This window comes from Neobacillus sp. DFD-2R (assembly GCF_057747865.1).
In genome coordinates, this window is the sequence record NZ_CM173228.1 from 3,010,057 (window position 1) to 3,028,593 (window position 18,537).

General features: G+C 36.4%; 17 protein-coding genes. 3 read left to right on the forward strand and 14 right to left on the reverse strand.

Going from position 1 to position 18,537, the window contains the following annotated elements; translation table 11 throughout:
• Nucleotides 1-4: 4 nt before the first annotated feature.
• The 6 genes from AC3ANV_RS15135 to AC3ANV_RS15160 form a co-directional block, all read right to left on the reverse strand.
• Nucleotides 5-469 (reverse strand): hypothetical protein, encoded by a 465-nt coding sequence (locus tag AC3ANV_RS15135; RefSeq protein WP_488309552.1) that lies wholly within the window; start codon nucleotides 467-469, stop codon nucleotides 5-7.
• Nucleotides 470-702: 233 nt separating this feature from the next.
• Nucleotides 703-1,554 (reverse strand): hypothetical protein, encoded by an 852-nt coding sequence (locus AC3ANV_RS15140; RefSeq protein ID WP_488309553.1) that lies wholly within the window; start codon nucleotides 1,552-1,554, stop codon nucleotides 703-705.
• 265 nt (nucleotides 1,555-1,819) lie between these two features.
• A complete protein-coding gene (locus tag AC3ANV_RS15145) occupies nucleotides 1,820-2,389 on the reverse strand; it encodes a cupin domain-containing protein (RefSeq protein ID WP_488309554.1) in 570 nt (189 codons plus the stop codon).
• Between the two features lie 19 nt (nucleotides 2,390-2,408).
• Nucleotides 2,409-2,567, reverse strand: coding sequence for a hypothetical protein (locus AC3ANV_RS15150; protein ID WP_488309555.1), 159 nt, complete (start codon nucleotides 2,565-2,567; stop codon nucleotides 2,409-2,411).
• Between the two features lie 28 nt (nucleotides 2,568-2,595).
• Nucleotides 2,596-3,189 (reverse strand): dienelactone hydrolase family protein, encoded by a 594-nt coding sequence (locus AC3ANV_RS15155; protein ID WP_488309556.1) that lies wholly within the window; start codon nucleotides 3,187-3,189, stop codon nucleotides 2,596-2,598.
• Nucleotides 3,190-3,339: 150 nt separating this feature from the next.
• Nucleotides 3,340-3,900 (reverse strand): sugar O-acetyltransferase, encoded by a 561-nt coding sequence (locus AC3ANV_RS15160; protein WP_488309557.1) that lies wholly within the window; start codon nucleotides 3,898-3,900, stop codon nucleotides 3,340-3,342.
• A gap of 313 nt (nucleotides 3,901-4,213) precedes the next feature.
• Between AC3ANV_RS15160 and AC3ANV_RS15165 the strand changes: the two genes are divergently transcribed.
• Nucleotides 4,214-5,467: an ATP-binding protein gene (locus AC3ANV_RS15165; RefSeq protein ID WP_488309558.1), complete on the forward strand. Its 1,254-nt coding sequence runs from the start codon at nucleotides 4,214-4,216 to the stop codon at nucleotides 5,465-5,467.
• 325 nt (nucleotides 5,468-5,792) lie between these two features.
• Here the strand turns inward: AC3ANV_RS15165 and AC3ANV_RS15170 are convergent, their stop codons facing one another.
• From AC3ANV_RS15170 to bioW, 6 genes are all read right to left on the reverse strand, one after another.
• A complete protein-coding gene (locus AC3ANV_RS15170) occupies nucleotides 5,793-7,001 on the reverse strand; it encodes a cytochrome P450 (RefSeq protein ID WP_488309559.1) in 1,209 nt (402 codons plus the stop codon).
• A gap of 77 nt (nucleotides 7,002-7,078) precedes the next feature.
• Nucleotides 7,079-8,086, reverse strand: coding sequence for a biotin synthase BioB (gene bioB / locus AC3ANV_RS15175; RefSeq protein WP_488309560.1), 1,008 nt, complete (start codon nucleotides 8,084-8,086; stop codon nucleotides 7,079-7,081).
• Entirely contained in the window at nucleotides 8,083-8,784 is a 702-nt protein-coding gene (gene bioD, locus AC3ANV_RS15180; protein ID WP_488309561.1) for a dethiobiotin synthase, read from the reverse strand. The genes bioB and bioD overlap by 4 nt, the downstream gene beginning before the upstream one ends.
• Entirely contained in the window at nucleotides 8,781-9,956 is a 1,176-nt protein-coding gene (gene bioF / locus AC3ANV_RS15185; RefSeq protein ID WP_488309562.1) for an 8-amino-7-oxononanoate synthase, read from the reverse strand. Before bioF ends, bioD begins: the two co-directional genes overlap by 4 nt.
• Nucleotides 9,949-11,301, reverse strand: a complete 1,353-nt coding sequence (gene bioA, locus AC3ANV_RS15190; RefSeq protein WP_488309563.1) for an adenosylmethionine--8-amino-7-oxononanoate transaminase — start codon at nucleotides 11,299-11,301, stop codon at nucleotides 9,949-9,951. The genes bioF and bioA overlap by 8 nt, the downstream gene beginning before the upstream one ends.
• A complete protein-coding gene (bioW, locus tag AC3ANV_RS15195) occupies nucleotides 11,282-12,067 on the reverse strand; it encodes a 6-carboxyhexanoate--CoA ligase (RefSeq protein WP_488309564.1) in 786 nt (261 codons plus the stop codon). Before bioW ends, bioA begins: the two co-directional genes overlap by 20 nt.
• 799 nt (nucleotides 12,068-12,866) lie before the next feature.
• Between bioW and AC3ANV_RS15200 the strand changes: the two genes are divergently transcribed.
• Both AC3ANV_RS15200 and ystJ read left to right on the forward strand, forming a co-directional pair.
• Entirely contained in the window at nucleotides 12,867-13,025 is a 159-nt protein-coding gene (locus tag AC3ANV_RS15200) for a hypothetical protein (protein ID WP_488309565.1), read from the forward strand.
• A 155-nt stretch (nucleotides 13,026-13,180) separates the two neighbouring features.
• Nucleotides 13,181-14,422 (forward strand): NADP-dependent malic enzyme, encoded by a 1,242-nt coding sequence (gene ystJ / locus AC3ANV_RS15205; protein WP_488309566.1) that lies wholly within the window; start codon nucleotides 13,181-13,183, stop codon nucleotides 14,420-14,422.
• Between the two features lie 561 nt (nucleotides 14,423-14,983).
• Here ystJ and AC3ANV_RS15210 read toward each other — a convergent pair.
• Together AC3ANV_RS15210 and AC3ANV_RS15215 are read right to left on the reverse strand one after the other, a co-directional pair.
• A complete protein-coding gene (locus AC3ANV_RS15210) occupies nucleotides 14,984-16,546 on the reverse strand; it encodes a glycoside hydrolase family 32 protein (RefSeq protein ID WP_488309567.1) in 1,563 nt (520 codons plus the stop codon).
• A 174-nt stretch (nucleotides 16,547-16,720) separates the two neighbouring features.
• Complete coding sequence (locus AC3ANV_RS15215) at nucleotides 16,721-18,202, reverse strand: glycoside hydrolase family 68 protein (RefSeq protein WP_488314237.1); 1,482 nt, start codon at nucleotides 18,200-18,202, stop codon at nucleotides 16,721-16,723.
• Nucleotides 18,203-18,537: the final 335 nt, after the last annotated feature.

Below are 18,537 nucleotides of genomic sequence, written 5' to 3' on the forward strand. Positions count from 1 at the left end.
GTATTTATAAACTTTTTTTATTTTCAAAAATGGTTTGAAATCCATATAAGAAAAAAGCCTTGTAAAAGAAGTATAGGAAGAATTGAAATCCATTAAGTCGAACTAATTTAAATAATTTTATTTTTGCAAATAAAGTTTTAGCTAGTAATGTAAAAAATAAATGGCAAAGAGTATTAAGCATGATAAACTTTTTGAAATTTCCGTATGTCCATTTTAATGACCATAAAGCTACAGCCAACATTGGACCTATTAAAAAAGGAAATTCATTGTGAAAAAAAGAATTTGGTTTATTATAGAAATACCACCATGATCGTTTCTTTCCAATTGGAACATCAATACAATTTATTAAAAACACAAAGATAAAGGCCGGGAAAAATCTCTTAATACTGCGCTGATCCAAAAAAGCTAATGATACCCACGAGAGTAATACCATCGTAATATTAAATAACCACTTATTTTTCATTGACATATTTAAACTTCCTTTTTACTTTTTTTATTTAGAATTTCTTCCCTATTAAAAAAGTATTCATCCATGTAATGAATATAAAGTGTATTTAAGCTAAACTGCCACGTAAGCACAATAGCTTTAAAAAAAGGACTGATCCCCCTTGGTCTATTTTCACGAATTATATGACCTTCCTCCTCGATAATACTAATCAAAAGTATGGTGGATTACTGGCAATTCGCTGGATTGCAGTCCGATTAAGTCGAATTTTCAACCTTAACCAGTCTCAACGTGTATTTTTCAATTAGTATAAAAAAAAGTAAACTTGCTGCGCGGATGCAGAACAGGTAACTCAATTTCCAATCGTCATGAAAAACTAATATTTTCATGTTCAAAAGGATAACATCGCCTAATAGTAAAATAAAAAAAGGAATCACATTCCAATATCTCTTTTTTGGTATGTAAATACAAAAAATAACAATTACGGCCATACATACGTGATACAAAAAACCACTAAATAATGTGCTGTCCCGGTAAATGTTTTCAACCCAATTTACATGAAAGAACTGTTTTCCAAAAAGCATTAGTACGCTTGATGGAGTTTGCAGACTGATCCATGCGATCGTCCAGAATGTTATGATTCGCGGGGATTTATATCTTTTTCCATTTACGATGGAATACCACTTTTTCATAGCCATCATAAAGATAAATGTTGCAATGCCGGTCATATATGTGTGCCACCAATGGTGAGTGTAGACACCGGCTTTAAGAAACACAACCTCGATCAGCATGAAAACGATGGATATTAGTGCAATCCAGCAGTATGAGAGCTGAAAATACATGACACTAATCGCTGCAGAAGACCATAATGCTGTATTGGCTATAATATGCCCAATGATATTTTCCGCAAAGGGATCTGAATAAAGTCCCGGTTTATATGCGTAAGCATTTAGTACAAAGAGTACAACAGCTTCACCAATCCATGTCCAAGCAGTTGCGAATACAAAATAGGAAAACATATCAGCTACGTTTCTCTTTTTATACATTGTATAGCCGGTAATGACCGCCCCGATAACGATTAACCCGTAGTACCAGTATATATTTGGCATAGTTCGCCTCCTCCTGTAAATACGGTCCCTACCGGGAATGGGAATACAGCATTCATGAACTTCCCGGGTTATTATAGCCATTTTTATAATTATTTCCAATATGCACAACGATACATACATGGATGTTATGCTGATTAATCTCCACCAAACCTTTCTGCTTAAAACGGCAAATTAAAAGGCCATTCATTTCGGGGAATGGCCTTTTCTATTTTATGTTAACGCACGAACGATTAAGGATTACGCTTTTCTTTTCACTTGGCAAAGTTCAATAATTGCCTCTCTCTCCAATACGCCATCGTATATCGCTAGAACTAGGAGGACCGATGATAACTGTTTGATCAATTGGCTTGAGAACTTCAGCTAACTGGGCTGTATGAACACCATAAATTGCCTGGAACACCTCAGGAGGTGTCTTTCTCAAGATATCGGATCCATATATGATTTGCGTGGAATTATTGTCGAAAATAGCTAACAAGTGGGTGTGATCCGTTACCGCAAGTGCCCAATGCCACCAACCCTTTGGGATATACACCGTTTGAGGAGACTTAACACGGTAACTGAGTACATTCAGGGTAAATGGATTGAGAATAGAAACCACAGCTTCACCTTGTATCATATAGGCAAGTTCATTCGCGTTTGGGTGCCAATGAGCCTCTATGCTATGTCCACTACTCAAATAGACGTCAAAGATGCTTAAGTTTTCCAAGACGGGAAACTGTTTAGCGGTTTGCTGAAGAATAAAGTTTTGATTGTTTTTCTGGAAGTATGGAGTACTTTTTAAGTCATAAGATAAATTTAATGAAGAGGAGCTTAATATCTCACTGGTGGTATACATCGGGATACTCACTCCTTCCTTAATTGGATATATTGAATTCAATCGTTAAACCCACACTTATATAGGTATGCATGAATCCGGAAATCGTGTTTCTATGGATACCTGATTGACGTGAATTCATGCGGTTTGATTCTATCCTTGTAATAAATCCATGTGACTCATTACTCTTGTACCCCATTATCTTAATAACACCTCAGTTAATTTAATTAATGTTTCATAAAAAAATTAACCATTTTGCTAAATGCTTCTTGAGCTGAATTTACATTATATTGTGGAGAGTAAGGGTCACTGAATCCGTGTTTTCCGATAAATTTATGTATTTCGATATTCATTTTTTCTAAAGTTGAAATTAACTCGTCCACATTAAATGATTGTTCTTCTTGCGGAAAAAATAACATTGTAGGACATTGTGGTGTTAATTTCACATAATTCCTAATACGTGAACCATAGTATCCAACTATTCCATCGACACATTCTTCATCACTGCACAACCAAGCAACAGTTGCCCCTACACTAAATCCAATGATAAATATTTTTTCATATTCTTCTTTAACATCTGATAATATATCTTTTATTTTATGCATAGCATTAGCAAATCCTATGTTCTCCATAAAATTACGGTAAGCAACTTCCTCTTGAGAATATTCATAAGGTGTCTGTCGTTCTAATAAATTGGGACAAATGACATCAAAACTCTGTTTTGATAATAATTCACAAAAACTCTGCATATGTTGATTTATTCCATAAATTTCGTGTATTACAATGATTACAGTGCCGGACTTTTTCTGTATTTGAAGCATTTTTTACCTCCCCGTATAACCTGCTTTTTAGTGAATAAGAAAATAGCTGCCATAACCGTTGGTTTATGTACAAAAACTTTTCCATAAAAAAAGAGTTACAGGAACAACTCTTTTTTTCACCAAACTCATTTTCGCTAAGAAGGAAATTGTTTATATTTCAATTTGTTTAATCACTCTTGCTGGATTACCACCAACTATAACATTATCAGGTACATCTTTAGTTACTACAGCACCTGAAGCAATAACAACATTGTTACCTATTGTTACTCCCGGATTTATTATTGCACTACCACCAATCCATACATTATTTCCAATAGTAATCGGTTTTGCATACTCTTTACCTGAATTACGTTCAGTTGGATTAAGTGGATGTGTTGCCGTATAGATTTGTACTCCTGGTGCAAGCAAACAATTATCACCAAATCGCACTTCACAAACATCTAAAATGGTACAATCGAAGTTGGCAAAAAAGTTTTCTCCTACGTATGTATTATAGCCATAATCAAATCTTATACTTGGCTCCATATATACATTTTCTCCGGTAGAACCTAATAACTCTTTTAATAGTTTAATTCGTTTGTTGCCTTCGTTTTCTAAAGTTTGATTAAAAATTCTAACGAGTCGTCTTGCATTTTCTCGGTCCTTCACTAATTCAGGGTCAGCAGGATTATACATCTCCCCAGCCAACATTTTCTCTTTTTCTGTTCCCATATGTATATCTCCCTTTTTGGATTTATATGTTCTAATATTATCAGATTGAATAATTAAATTCTTACTCTACTATACTGCTAGTTTAATGTTGTGGTTAAATTTGGGAGGTGCTTTAATAGTTATCAGGGAGGAGTGGGCAATTAGCTTACTCTTTTTTTGACAATTTTCGTCAATTATAGACTTCTTATTTTGTGGTAATATTGTTATAATTAACGATATTCTGACGTTAATACTACCTTTCTACATTCAAAATTAGTTGTTTCTATGTTACTTATTAATCATTTAGAAAATAATGCATTGTAGAGGATTTTAAATGACAAGTACTTCACATTTTCTTATAAATCTCATAGGCATTCTAGTTTTACTACTTATTTTCCAATTTTGGTTGAACAGACATCACCAGAATCCAATAGTAACTGAAATAGTTATGGGTTTATCTCTTTCTGCAACCGTTGTACTCTGTATGCTGTATCCATTTCAGACTAATGGTGGTGTAATTTTTAACTTACGCTTTATTCCATTTGTACTAGGTTGCTTGTATTCACATAAAATAACCAGCATGTGGCTTACCTTTTTGATTATCTGTTTACGACTTATGCATGGATTAGAGGCTTCGTGGTTTTCCTGTATAAGCCTTCTTATTTTTTTTCTAATTACTACTAAACTTAAACCTTTTTATACTAATTTCCCTACGGTAAAAAAGATGATCATATCAGGTGTTTTAATGTTATTTATGTCTATTTGGATAATTGTGGGGGTTAAATTTTTATTTAATGTCCCGATTACAATTGAGTTATTTTTTTCTTATATTTTAATTCAATCATTTGGCATACTTTTAATTGTTTATATTATGGAATCTAATAAGGAAAAACAATCGCTTCTCTACAAACTTATCCGAATGGAGAAAGTAGAAGTAGTTAGTCATTTGGCTGCAAGTATTTCTCATGAAGTCCGAAATCCATTGACTACTACACGTGGATTTTTACAGTTAATAAATGAATCCAAAGCAATTCCTGAAGTTGAGAAAGGTTACTTAACAGTCGCCATGCAGGAACTGGATCAGGCGGAAAGGATCATACGGGATTACCTTACTTTTGCAAAACCTGTACTAGAAGAAATTGAAAGCCTAAATTTAAAAAAGGAAATCGAAAGAGCAATAAATATCATTTTACCTTTAGCCAACATGAACATTGTGGAATTATCGTCAGAGTTAGAATCTTGCTACATTAAAGGAAATGCAGGATTGTTTCAACAAGTGCTTGTAAACCTTTTGAAAAATGGTATTGAAGCAATGCCTTCAGGCGGTACTCTTTCAATTATAGTGACTGTAGAGAAAACTCTTGCTAAAGTCACCATAACTGATAATGGGGTAGGGATGAATGAATTGCAAAGAAATCGTCTTGGAGAGCCTTACTTTTCTACAAAAGAAATAAGAGGTACAGGGCTTGGAATGATGGTTGTATTTCGTATTGTTGAAAGCATGAATGGATCAATTAAAATTGAAAGTGAATTAGGGAAAGGAACAAGGATCACTCTTACTTTTCCACTAACCCCTTGGGTTGAGTAAAGTAATGCCTATATTTGGATTTTAAACTAAAAGAAAATATACAATATTGACAATTTACATCCTTGCTCTTTTATATCATAGATTTCACATAATTTTGTTCAATGTACATACATAATTAACTTACTGTACATACCCTTCCTTCGAATTGAATTCCTCTTTGTGATTCAAAACAGGAAGCAACTGTTCCAAGTTTCATATATCTAAACGTTGCTTCCCATTCACTCTTTTCCTTCCACACTCTTTCAGAATCAAAGATTTATATTGTGTCCGTTTTCTTTTACCTATCGTATTCACCATTTCAAATATACAATCTTTATATCCTAACTCAGTCAAATGTAATTTGCAGTTCGTTTAACGATCTAAACCCAATCAGATTTCTCCATTGCAAGTCAGGAGCCGCTAATTGAAGGTTGTCTTTCTGACACAGGAGCGATTTAATCGCAATTTGTGTTTCTAAACGTGCCAACGGGGCACCTAAACAAAAATGCGTGCCATATCCAAATGCAAGATGGGGATTTGGATTCCTCGTTATGTCGAGTAAATGAGGATTATGAAATATATTCGGATCTCGATTGGCAGCTCCCAAAAGGATATATACCTGGTCGCCTTTTTTTATGGTTGTTTGAAGGATCTCGATATCCTCTGAAGCAATCCGAGCGGTCATCTGTGTTGGGCTCTCATAGCGCAAAAACTCCTCGACCGCCCCTTCAATAAGCAATGGTTTTTCCTTTAGCTCCATCAGTTGATGAGGATGTTTCAATAAAATAAGAATTGAATTGCTGATAAGATTCACTGTTGTCTCATGACCGGCAATCACAAGTAAAATGCAGGTAGCCAATAATTCCTCGTCTGTTAATCTGTCCCCTTGCTGTTCCTCTTTTATTAACAAGCTGATAAGGTCCTCTGCAGGTCTTTGTTTCCGTTTTTTAATTAGCTCTTTAAAATAATTCCTTAAGATTATAGTAATTGCAACCCCATTGTCTAACGCCTTTTTCGAACGGGTAAAATCAATGGTTTGAATTAAGCTTGCCGCCCATTCTCTAAATTGATATCGCTCTTCCTCAGGTACTCCTAAAATTTTCGCGATGATGAGACTTGCTAAAGGAAACGCTAAATCGGAAACCACATCCATTGTTTTCTTATTTTGGAACTGTGACAGTAAATCGTTTACCGTTTCTTGGATATAAGGACGAAGATGTTCCACCATTCTAGGAGTAAATACGTTACTAACCAGGAAACGCAATCGCTTATGGTCTGGTTGATTTTTAAAAACCATCATGTCATTTTGGATGTTTTTAAGCGACTCATATTTTTTCGATGTCTGGGGCATCGGGATGCGATTTTTAAATCGAGTATCTTTGAGAATGGTTATTGCTTCTTCATATCCTGTCACATACCATCCTGGATACTTTAACAGATTTCCCCAATAGATTGAATGTATGGATCGAAGCTTTTCATAAAATGGATAAGGATTTTGAAAAAACTCAGTAGTAGTAAATGAAAGTGGTACTGTTTGATTTAAATCCGTTTTCATGTCAGCCTCCTTTACTATAATCACAATCGTCTTACAAAGATGCATCACTCACATCTATGTAAAACTTTTAAACTCTTTTATTTTTCTGCTACTAAGCCAGCTTTCATTTCTTCTACTGATTCAACCTCAAATCCTAAGTCACGTAACATCTTATAATCTTCAATTTCTTCTTGCCCGGATGTTGTTAAATAATCGCCAACGAAAACCGAGTTGGCTGCATATAGCCCTAACGGCTGTAAGGAACGAAGGTTGACTTCACGTCCACCTGAAATGCGGATTTCCTTTGTTGGATTGATAAACCGAAATAAGGCCAACACTTTTAAACAATAAATTGGATTTAATTCTTTTACTCCTTGTAGTGGAGTACCATCAATGGCATGCAGGAAATTAACCGGAATCGAATCCGCATCAACGGCTTTTAAGCTGTTAGCCATATCAACCACATCCTGCTTTGTTTCTCTCATGCCGACAATGACACCTGAACATGGTGACATTCCAGAATCTTTTACCGTCTCAACCGTATTGACGCGATCATCATACGTATGGGAAGTGGTAATGTTAGCATGGTTGCTTGCCGATGTATTGATATTATGGTTGTAACGGTCTACCCCGGCTTCTTTTAGGCGCTTCGCTTGTTCTGGCTTCAACAGCCCTAGACATGCACAGATTTTTAATCCGTATGTTTCTTTTATTTCCTTTACTGCTTCCACTACGTGATCAATCTCTTTATTTGATGGCCCCCTGCCGCTAGCCACAATACAGTATGTCCCTACATTTAAATCATGGGCACGCTTCGCTCCTTCAAAGATCGTATCCTTATCTACCATCCTGTAAGTATTAATGGGAGCTGTTGAAATAGAAGATTGAGAGCAATAGCCGCAGTTTTCCGGACAAAGTCCAGATTTTACATTCATAATCATATTAAGCTTTACCTTTTTCCCATAATAGCTCTTTCTAATTTGAAATGCCGCATGCATGAGCAATAATACATCATCATCTGGACACTCTAAGATTGAAAGAGCCTCCTCATTTGTTACTTCCTTTCCCTCTAATACCCGATCTGCAAGCTCCATCCATTTATTCATTTTCTTAGCTCCATTTCATTAATTAGTAATTTCACATCTATGTGTTCTTTTACCATTTTTTTTATGTTTTCTTTTGTGATTTCTTTCAGTTTTGGAGTAATTCCTAATATAGGTACACCACATAACTCTTCAATTAATTTTGGGTTTGTTTTTTCCGCAAGATCCGGATGATCACTTATCCCGTTGATCACGATCCCGGCAACGGTAAGACCCAGACTTTTTGCGTAATGGACTGTTAGAAAAATATGGTTGACCGTCCCAAGATTCGGTCGAGCTACGATCACAATTGGCAGCTGTAAAGCTTTCATTAAGTCACTAACTAAGAAATGTTCACCAAGTGGGACTGAAATACCGCCAGCACCTTCTACGATGAAAAATTCGTGTTTTCTTTTAATCTCTTCCCAATGCCTTAATACCTCTTCAATCCCTACGATCTTCCCCTCCAGCTTCCCTGCAACATACGGAGCAAGTGGCTCTTTAAATTCAAAGGGAGTAATCTCTTCAAAAGATAAAGACGTTTGGGACAGTTGTTTTAGTAAGCTTGTATCACTTGCTGGATCTTCACGCGAAATACCGCTTAACAATGGCTTAAACACGCCAACATCTATCTTTTTCTCTTTTAATACCGCTGCAAGTCCGCCCGATATAATCGTTTTTCCAACATCTGTATCTGTTCCTGTTACAAAAAAACCGTTCATATAATCATGTTCAACTCTTTTCCGATGAAATGAAAGCACTCCAACAAGTAATCTATTTCTTTCGAAGAATGGTCGGAGGTTACAGTTAGCCGGATACGACTTTCCCCATCCGGTACAGTTGGCGGACGGATCGCAGGTGCGTATATTCCATTTTCCTGTAGCTTTTCCGCAAAAATGACCGCCTCTTTGGGATTTCCAATGATCACAGGAATAATCGGGGTAAGATCTCCCTTCACGATATAACCCATTTCTTTTAAACTAGTTTTTATTTTTTTTACATTGGAAAATAACAGCTGGCGCTTTTTATTACTTTCTTCAATGATTTCCAATGCGGCATATGAAGCAGCACAAATTGCCGGCGGCATAGCTGTTTGAAAAATAAAGGTTCTCGCATGGTTTAGCAGAAAGTCAATTAAAACTTTCGAACCAGCAACAAAACCACCTTCCGTCCCAATGGCTTTACTTAAGGTTCCAATGATCACATCAGGATGGGCACCGAAATATTCACTCGTGCCCCTGCCATTTTTCCCTAAAACACCTGTTGCGTGTGCATCATCAACAATAACGTAGGCATGATATCGTTTCGCAAGTGAGATCATCTGATCAAGAGGGGCAATTGTCCCATCCATACTAAAAACGCCATCTGTTACGATAAAACGCCGCTGATATAAAGCTGTTTCTTTCAATTTTTCTTCAAGATCATACATATCAATATGGTTATAAACAACTGTCGCCGCTTTTGAAAGACGGCATCCGTCGATAATACTTGCATGGTTTAATTGATCGCTTAAAATGACATCCCCTTTTTCAGGTAATGAAGATAACACGCCGACATTTGCCAAATAGCCGCTAGAAAAAAGGAGGGCCGCCTCCGTTTGCTTAAAACGAGCGATTCTCTCCTCAATCTTTTGATGCCAATCCGTATGGCCAGTCGTTAATCTCGATCCGCTGCTTCCTACTCCAAATTCATGCAGAGCCGTTTTTGCAGAATAAATCAAGCGTTGATCATTCGCCAGTCCTAAATAATTATTAGATGAAAAGACAATCTGTCTTTGACCATCAATCAACATTTTCGGAAGAGGAGCCGAATTCATCGTTCGCACTTTTCGATATAAACCTGCCTTTTTTGTCTTGTCTATCCGCCCGCTTATCCATTCATCAAGCTCAAACATTGGTCACCCCATTTGTGACCTCGGTAATGGCTTCTTTCATAATTGCAACCATAGCTTTTAATTCTTCCCTTGTGCTTACATGCGGAGGCATAAAGACGATAACATCACCCAATGGTCTCGTTAGCATACCGAGTTCCCTCATTTTCAACGTAACGTGATATCCTATTCGTTTTTCAGCAGGGAAAGGCTCCTTTGCTTCCTTTGAGTAAACTAGCTCGATTCCACACATAAAACCAAGCTGTCTAATATCACCAACGGACGGAAGCGATTGCAGCTCTTGAAGTAGTAAATCGAGATATTCGGCCTTTTCAGCTACCTCTTCTACAATGTTTTCCGATTTAAATAATCGTAAATTTTCCATTGCAACTGCACATCCAAGCTGATTTCCTGTATAGGAATGACCATGAAATAACGTTTTTAGTTTATCGTAGTCATCATAGAATGCTGTGTAAATTCCCTCTGTTGTTAAAGTTGCCGCAATTGGCAAGTAGCCTCCTGTAATTCCTTTCCCAACTGCCATTAAATCAGGCTGAACACCTTCGTGTTCACAGGCAAACATTTTCCCCGTGCGACCGAAGCCGGTTGCAACTTCATCCACAATCATTAAGACATCATATTTTGTACAAAGCTTACGTACACCAGACAAAAATCCCTCTGGCATTACAATCATACCCCCGGCCCCCTGGACCATTGATTCGATTGTAAGCGCAGCGATTTCTTGATGATTTTCAATCAGCAACTTTTCAAGTATATCCAGACATTCATCCCGGCACTTTACAGGGTCGCCGCTCTTAGAGTGATAGACATATGGAATGGGTGCTTTAAAACTCTCAAACATTAACGGGCCGTACACTTGATGGTAAAGGTTGATGGAACCAACACTAACGGCGCCAATCGTATCGCCATGATAGCCATTTTGCATCGCGATAAATTTTTGCTTCTCCGGCCTGCCGATATTCATCCAATATTGAAACGCCATCTTAAGAGCAATTTCCATCGCTTCCGCACCACTATCTGAATAAAAGACGCGGGTCAGCTTTTCGGGACTTATTTCAATTAGTTTTTCAGCAAGTTCTGTTGCTGGAACATTTGTCATCCCTAACAAGGTAGAATGAGCAATTTTATCAAGCTGTTTCTTAATCGCTTGATCCAGCTCTTTTTTTCTATGGCCGTGAACATTAAGCCAAAGTGCAGAAAATCCATCATAATATTCATTCCCATAAATGTCTTTTACTTTAATTCCATTGCCACTTTCGATGATGAAAGGATTTTCGTCATAATCTTTCATTTGCGTGAAAGGTAACCAAAGATATTTTTTACTTTTTTCAATTAATTCGTGTGGCATTTTCTTCCTCCCATTGAACAAATATTGGCTGTTTTTCTAAGTAGTTTATGTACGATTGAATATCGCTTAAGCCATCCACAAAGAAGATTCGGCAGCCGCATTCATCGCCATATTCTTTTAGCTTTGTAATCCGCTGATAGCCCAGCTTTTTACTTGAAACATAACCTGTTATATATTCGGGATCATCTGACCAGCATAATTCTGCGACAGTAGCTGAATGCATACTCACCTTTGTTGCAAGAACAAGCGCTTCCTTCATCCTTTGACTTCGAGGTATTTTGTAATAATCAGCCCATTTTTCAAAGTTTTCGGGCAACCAGTCCATTCTGGAAACCCGAACGCCTTTTTTGTTTCGATCATCAATTCGTAGACCAGACCGAATATCAAACAAAATCGCCCCTCTGAGATCTGAATATTCCGTTATTTGTTTGGAAGCATTTTCAATGTTCTCTCTTGAGACCCCAGCTTTCTCTAAAAGATTCCGAGCGATTGAATGTCCTTCTTCTACCGATTCCACTTCATTTGTCCCAATATGTAATGGCTTCAATCTTGTAATCGGTTCATCCATTAATTCAAACTGAATCTGCATAAAATCCGGGTTGCCTCTTGTATGTGTTAACGCTTTTTCTAGCAGGACATTGACTGCATTTTTCAAATTGCCGTAAGTTGAAATTTGTTCACCACCGGATATATGCTTTCCACCATGTTCATGGGCTCCATTCTTGGAAGCTCTCATTCTAACACTAAAAAAGGTTTCCTCGAACAATTGCTCTAACCTCCCAACCTTGGTATTTGCTGCGGCAGCCTTATTAGTTTAATTAGGGGATTTCTTTTTAAAAATCATTTCATTGGTTCAGCTGCCATCATGAGCAAACTTTCTAACAATGTTTTCTAGTACCCTTTCTATTTCAACCCTATCACTCTATATGTTAACTTAAAAAACAAATAGGTTAACATATAAAATGTTAAAATTTTGCACCCATTTTGTCAATATTTTTAATTACAAACTATTTTCGACAATTCCCCATCGTCTTTGATAGCTTCACTGTTAACGAGTTCCTTCTATAAATTCGTTCGTAAAAGGTGTACTTTTTCGAACAGGCATAAGGAAGCAAAAAGAATGCGAGATAATATCTATTATCTCGCATTAAAATCATCTAAATAATTGTAAGTTCCTGTATAGATTGCTGTACCTGATATTTATCAAAATGCTCACCGATGAATACAGCTACTTGTTCTAATGACTGATGTAGGTTAATTTTAACAAATTCAATTTCTCTGAAGGCAAATAGAAATAAATTGCTTTCAATTCATATTTTTACCTAATTTTTTCCATATAAAAATTATTTATATATCATTATAATTTTTTAACATTTTATTTATTTCCATTTTTGCATTATCATTGGTCCGTAGCAATTAATAATTAGTTCTTTGAACACTGAATTGAGACTTCATTAAAGCTAAATCATCCTTAAGGTTTAATACAACATATGTTATCTTTAGGTAAATTTATATACGTCCTGTCTACAGGACAGAAATAACCTTAAAAAATAGGAGGAATTATTATGTGGATTATAACTCGTTTTTTAGATTCAAATATTTCCATGTTCGAATTCGAAACTGAAGAAGAAGCAAAAGAAGCTCTCAAAAACATGAAGGGCTGTAAAATTCTTTCTGAAGTTGTATACTTCAATGATCCTTGTTTTCAGCAGGAAGCAGCTTAATATATTTGAATTCTAATGAAGGGATTGAAGGTTGCAATCCCAGGTTGCCAATTACTTTTCCATGGCTACTCTCCTTCGATTGATTGTTCCTTAGGATTACTCAATATAAAAAAATACTTTTTGCATGTCATCATTAAATTAAGGAGAGACATTGTATGTCAACTTTACGTGAAGAAGCATTAAAGATGCACAAGGAAAATCGAGGAAAGCTAGGAGTTCATTCAAAAGTTCCAGTACGAAATGCGAAAGATTTAAGTCTAGCATATTCTCCAGGTGTAGCGGAACCATGCATGGATATTTATGAAGATGAAAGTAAAGTGTATGATTACACCATGAAGGGGAATCTTGTTGCTGTTGTTTCAAATGGAACAGCCGTACTCGGTCTTGGAAATATAGGCCCTAAAGCTGCCATGCCGGTTATGGAAGGGAAAGCATTGTTATTCAAATCGTTTGCAGATGTGGATGCCTTTCCGATTTGCTTAGATACAACAGATCCGGACAAGATTGTGGAGGTTGTTAAATTATTGGAACCGACCTTTGGCGGAGTGAACTTAGAAGACATCGCAGCACCGCATTGCTTTGAAATTGAAGATCGTCTGCGAAAGGCTTGTAATATTCCGATTTTCCATGATGATCAGCACGGTACTGCCATTGTAACCGCTGCTGGGTTACTCAATGCATTAAAACTAGTTGATAAAAAAATAGAAGAAATTCGCGTTGTAGCTAACGGTGCTGGAGCTGCCGGCGTGGCGATTGTCAAGTTGCTACTCAATATGGGTGTAAAAGACGTCATTTTATGTGATACAAAAGGAATCATATATGAAGGACGTCCGTTGGGAATGAATCGATTCAAAGAGGAATTGGCTCGCATCACCAATAATGAACAAAAAAAGGGATCATTGGCAGATGCCCTCGTGGGAGCGGATGTGTTTGTTGGAGTATCAGCTGCAGGTGCCGTCACGAAAGAAATGGTTCGTTCTATGAATCCTCAATCAATCATTTTTGCCATGGCCAATCCGGTGCCGGAAATCATGCCGGAGGAGGCAAAGGAAGCGGGAGCACTCGTTGTCGGGACTGGCCGTTCTGATTTTCCAAATCAGGTCAATAACGTACTGGCATTCCCGGGAATTTTCCGTGGTGCTTTGGACGTTTGCGCGAAAGAAATCAACGAAAAAATGAAATTGGCAGCCGTTTATGCGATTGCCGGATTAATTGCAGATGAAGACCTTCACGCTGATTATGTAATTCCAGATCCATTTGACCGTAGAGTAGCGGCTCATGTAGCGGCAGCCGTTGCTAATGCTGCAATGGAAACGGGTGTTTCGCAAAAGCTTGTTAATGTGAAAAAAGTGAAAGAGCGCTTATTAGAGTTGACTGAAGAAAAACAACTTGTTTAGTATAAATCCAGTCCTAACTTACGATAAACTGAGGTCTAATATTATTCATTAAAGTATTTATCTTGACGAACAAGTAGAAAGCCTGTATCCAATTAGGATAAGGCTTCTTTGCTTCTTATAATATTCATTATGTCCTGCCACAAGATAGTAGAAATAGGCACCGTCAGAAGCTTCCTTCCTTTCCCTAAAATTCGAATAGTCTAAACTCCAAGTTAAGATCGGTTAACTTTAAGTTTGCTAGTTCATCCACCCTCAAACCAGCATAAGTCAATAAATAAATAATGGCTCGATCCCAGGCGGTATTTTTCTTCGGGATCACTTCTCTCTGTACGACTGGTTAATTTTCAGAGCAGAAATGTCAAACAAGAAAGAGCATGTGGAGGAGTAAGGACCCCTCTATTAGGAATGAAAGTTACAATTTTGATCCATTGTTTAGTCTCCCGATAAAAGCAATTAAACTAGGATTGTAATAATTCAAATCTTCAATATGAAATTGAACAGATTGACCAAATGATACTAGCATAACATATACCTGGTTTAGATATCCTTTACCGTCTGTTTTTACCTATAAATGGAACGAAAATGTTTGATTGTAACATTTTTAAAGATAGATGTACCGCCATCAGAAAAAAGCGTAATTCCATTATCATTTGAATGAGGAAATACTTCACTTGAATAGGTTACATCTCCATCTTCAATAAATACTTCGATACTTGTTTTATCAACTAGCACTTTTAAATGAACCTTCTTTTTGCTTGCATCAAATGGAGCCTTACTCTCAACATATTTTTTAGTTTTATCGGGTTGGTCTGTAAAACCTCTATTGACATAAGAAAAGTTATTCTGTACATAAAGACCGACATCAATATAGCGTTGTTTGTCCGTTGACTCACGAATTCTTAATCCTACATTCTTGACATGTGACCAAGATATTTCAGTATCTAATTGAAAAGCGTCCCCCTTTACCTTAAGGGTTTTAGACCCATTTACCTTTATTTCTTTAAAATAATTGGTTGAAAGAGTTAATTGGTTTAATGCTTCAATAGGTTGTGAAGTAAGAATATATTCATTGTTATCTTGCTTTTTTAGTTGAATTTGACGAACAATAGAATCAACACCGTTGAAACCGTCTTTTAATGTGGGGGTACTGTTCGGATAATCCCAATTATTCATCCAAGCTAAAGCATAACGTTTCTTATTACTTTTACCATCTTGAAAAGTAACGCCTGCATACCAATCGAAGCCATAATCTAACCATTTTGGTTCACTGTTATCTGCGAAAAATTCCTTTCCATTATAGTTACCAATCCAATAGGCATAGGTATTGGGTTTACCTATAGATTTTCCATTCGCGCTAGTACCGAGAACCCATTTATATGATCCGTCATTTGCCTGTATCTTGAAAAGATCCGGACATTCTATAATACCTATATCTTGTGTGAAGAACCCCCCTGTATAATGCCACTCCTTTAGATTACGGGATTCATAAAAACCAATCTTCGTTCCCTCAGCCAAAACCATTACCCACTTATTAGCTTGACTATCCCAAATAATTTTAGGATCTCTAAAATCCGTTCCCCAGTTTTTCAAAACAGGAGTATCACTATATGACTTGAAAGTTTTACCACGATCTGTACTGTACCATAAATACTGTTCTTGTTTTCCACCATCAGCAGATGGTTGTGTTAGAATCGCTACAACAGCACCCTTTCCAAATCCGGCAGAATTTTGATCATCTACAACAAATGATCCAGTCCATGGATCACCATTTTTTGTAGTGTATTTAGGAATTGCCACACCTTCATCTGTCCAATGAACTAAATCTGTAGATGTTGCATGCCTCCATTCTGTACCGTTACCGTTTGGATAATCCTTATTATATAAGTAATAATAATGGTACTTACCATCGAAAAAGACAGGTCTTTGAGGATCGTTTATCCATTTGTCAGGTGAACTAAAATGATAGACGGGTCGGTAGGTTAAAGTGGATTTATTAGCAGCTTGGTTTATCTTCTTATCTGTTGGAAGGAACAATAATCGTATAAAAAATATACTTCCCAAGCAGATAATGAAAAAAACACTTATCCATTTATAGACTTTTTTATTAAATACTCTATTTTTCAAATTAGATTCATCCCTTTTTAATTTTGGTGGGAGTAGTTTTTCCGCGATTTAGGAATGGATAAATTAAACTACTTTTCAAAAAATCTCGCTAAAAAATAAAGAAAATGCCGATATTTTGTCGACATTTTCTTTCACCCGAATTTGCTTTTTACGGGACAATCTTAACGTGAAAAATTATTTGTTGTTATTGCCAACTGTTAATTGTCCTTGCTCAAGGATGCTGTTTGGTACAACAGATGTTTTTGATCCTTGAATATTAAGCAAAAAGCTTGGCGCAAAAGTAGATTGATGGTCTGTATAGAAACCTCTATTCGTCATATAACTTGTGATTACCACATTATTACCTTCAGCTTGCGGTACAGCAAAGTGAGAGTAAGTAAATGTATGGTCTGCAGGATCAAGATTCATGTTTAATACTAGGCCGGTTTCATTTAACGGTTTGAATGGACCATTTAAGGAATCGGCTACGAAACCTAACATGTAAACATCTTTGTCACCAATGCCATCAATCGTCATTTTGGATCCTCTTGAATCCGTGAATAGATACCATTTATTATTCATTTTAAATATATTGGCACGTTCAATTTCATCTGTTACGGTGTTTGATGCAATTAATGGTTTCATAACACTTTTCACTGTATAGTCATCGTTTAATTCAACAATGCCCAATGCACCATTCGCTAAAGAAGCAATTTGTTTTTTAGGACTTTGTAACAGTTTATTTTTTTCATTTTGGAAGAAGACGTCACTTCCGCCATAATATGCTTTATTATTGAAAGATTGATCGCCTTGATAACCATCTGAGGTTCCAGTATTGGCTTCAAAGACAAGATATTTATGACCCTTATCTTCAACATAGTGAGGGTCTCTTAAAGTATGGTTATCCCCTGAATTCCATTTGCCTTCATCGATAAATTGCTGAATATTTTGATAAAGCGTACCGTCTCCGCCATCAAAGACAGATTTGTGATCAGATACTCCATCAACTTTAAGTGTAGCTGCATCCGGCTGGGATAAGTTGACTTGAGCAGTGGATATAATTTGGTTACCGGCACCGGTTCCACCATCTTCAGGAGTACCTGAGTAATCTGTATAGAATAAACGGACTTTGCCATCTTTGGTTAAAGTAGCAGAACCTGACCACTCCTGTGTTTGATATTTAAGATACGGGTCATTTGGAACAAATTTATCACTATCTTTAAATGCTCTTCCGGCATTTTTCCAGCTATCAATCGATGTATCACCGACCTTTTGATAGAATAAATAAATGGAAGTATCATTACTGTTTTTTGGGTCACCTGCTAAAGCGAAAACAATATGATAACCCTGATAATTTGCGGCAGTACCATCAGCGTTTTGCAGCGGCCAGCTATCCCATACATCTAAATCTATTAAGTTTCCTGACTTATCATACCCTTTTGCCGAAGCAATGTTTTTGATTGCTGACGCATCAAATTGAGGCACTTTAAATTGTGGACTGTTTTGTTGTCCCGGGATTTTTAGCATGTTATCTCGTGTGATATGAGAAATTCCATAGTTGTCATTGTAATTCTGACTGTTGTTTTCTGCAGCAAAAGTTGTAATTCCCCCACCTATTAGAAATGCTGTAGTTAAAGTTAACGCTGTTGTTTGTTTTAAAACCTTTTTGAAATTTATTTTTTTGTTATCCATACATTCGTTCCTCCTCTTTTTCTTTCCAATCTGCTAAGGATTGAATTTTAAACTATTTCTATGTTGATATAGCGTTGAATGAAACAAAATAAGAATTCGAAAAAAAAGAACCGGTTCCAATAAAAGATTACTTTGATAATCTGTTCTCGTCAAACAGGTGTAATGTACTAATTTACGGTAATTGGAAATTCAACTAGGATGATAGTCGCTCTTTATTCTTTTTCATTTACATTTTTAGATTTTTAAAATAAGGAGAAAATATAGTTTTAAGTATCTAGTTTATTATCAAAGTTTAAAAGTATCTAAACCGGCATTGAAGA

What these genes read in the sequence shown, in the direction of transcription:
- AC3ANV_RS15135 (WP_488309552.1), bottom strand. Translation starts at nt 469, where the DNA reads ATGTCAATGAAAAATAAGTGGTTATTTAATATTACGATGGTATTACTC.
- AC3ANV_RS15140 (WP_488309553.1), bottom strand. Translation starts at nt 1,554, where the DNA reads ATGCCAAATATATACTGGTACTACGGGTTAATCGTTATCGGGGCGGTC.
- AC3ANV_RS15145 (WP_488309554.1), bottom strand. Translation starts at nt 2,389, where the DNA reads ATGTATACCACCAGTGAGATATTAAGCTCCTCTTCATTAAATTTATCT.
- AC3ANV_RS15150 (WP_488309555.1), bottom strand. Translation starts at nt 2,567, where the DNA reads ATGGGGTACAAGAGTAATGAGTCACATGGATTTATTACAAGGATAGAA.
- AC3ANV_RS15155 (WP_488309556.1), bottom strand. Translation starts at nt 3,189, where the DNA reads ATGCTTCAAATACAGAAAAAGTCCGGCACTGTAATCATTGTAATACAC.
- AC3ANV_RS15160 (WP_488309557.1), bottom strand. Translation starts at nt 3,900, where the DNA reads ATGGGAACAGAAAAAGAGAAAATGTTGGCTGGGGAGATGTATAATCCT.
- AC3ANV_RS15165 (WP_488309558.1), top strand. Translation starts at nt 4,214, where the DNA reads ATGACAAGTACTTCACATTTTCTTATAAATCTCATAGGCATTCTAGTT.
- AC3ANV_RS15170 (WP_488309559.1), bottom strand. Translation starts at nt 7,001, where the DNA reads ATGAAAACGGATTTAAATCAAACAGTACCACTTTCATTTACTACTACT.
- bioB (WP_488309560.1), bottom strand. Translation starts at nt 8,086, where the DNA reads ATGAATAAATGGATGGAGCTTGCAGATCGGGTATTAGAGGGAAAGGAA.
- bioD (WP_488309561.1), bottom strand. Translation starts at nt 8,784, where the DNA reads ATGAACGGTTTTTTTGTAACAGGAACAGATACAGATGTTGGAAAAACG.
- bioF (WP_488309562.1), bottom strand. Translation starts at nt 9,956, where the DNA reads ATGTTTGAGCTTGATGAATGGATAAGCGGGCGGATAGACAAGACAAAA.
- bioA (WP_488309563.1), bottom strand. Translation starts at nt 11,301, where the DNA reads ATGCCACACGAATTAATTGAAAAAAGTAAAAAATATCTTTGGTTACCT.
- AC3ANV_RS15200 (WP_488309565.1), top strand. Translation starts at nt 12,867, where the DNA reads ATGTGGATTATAACTCGTTTTTTAGATTCAAATATTTCCATGTTCGAA.
- ystJ (WP_488309566.1), top strand. Translation starts at nt 13,181, where the DNA reads ATGTCAACTTTACGTGAAGAAGCATTAAAGATGCACAAGGAAAATCGA.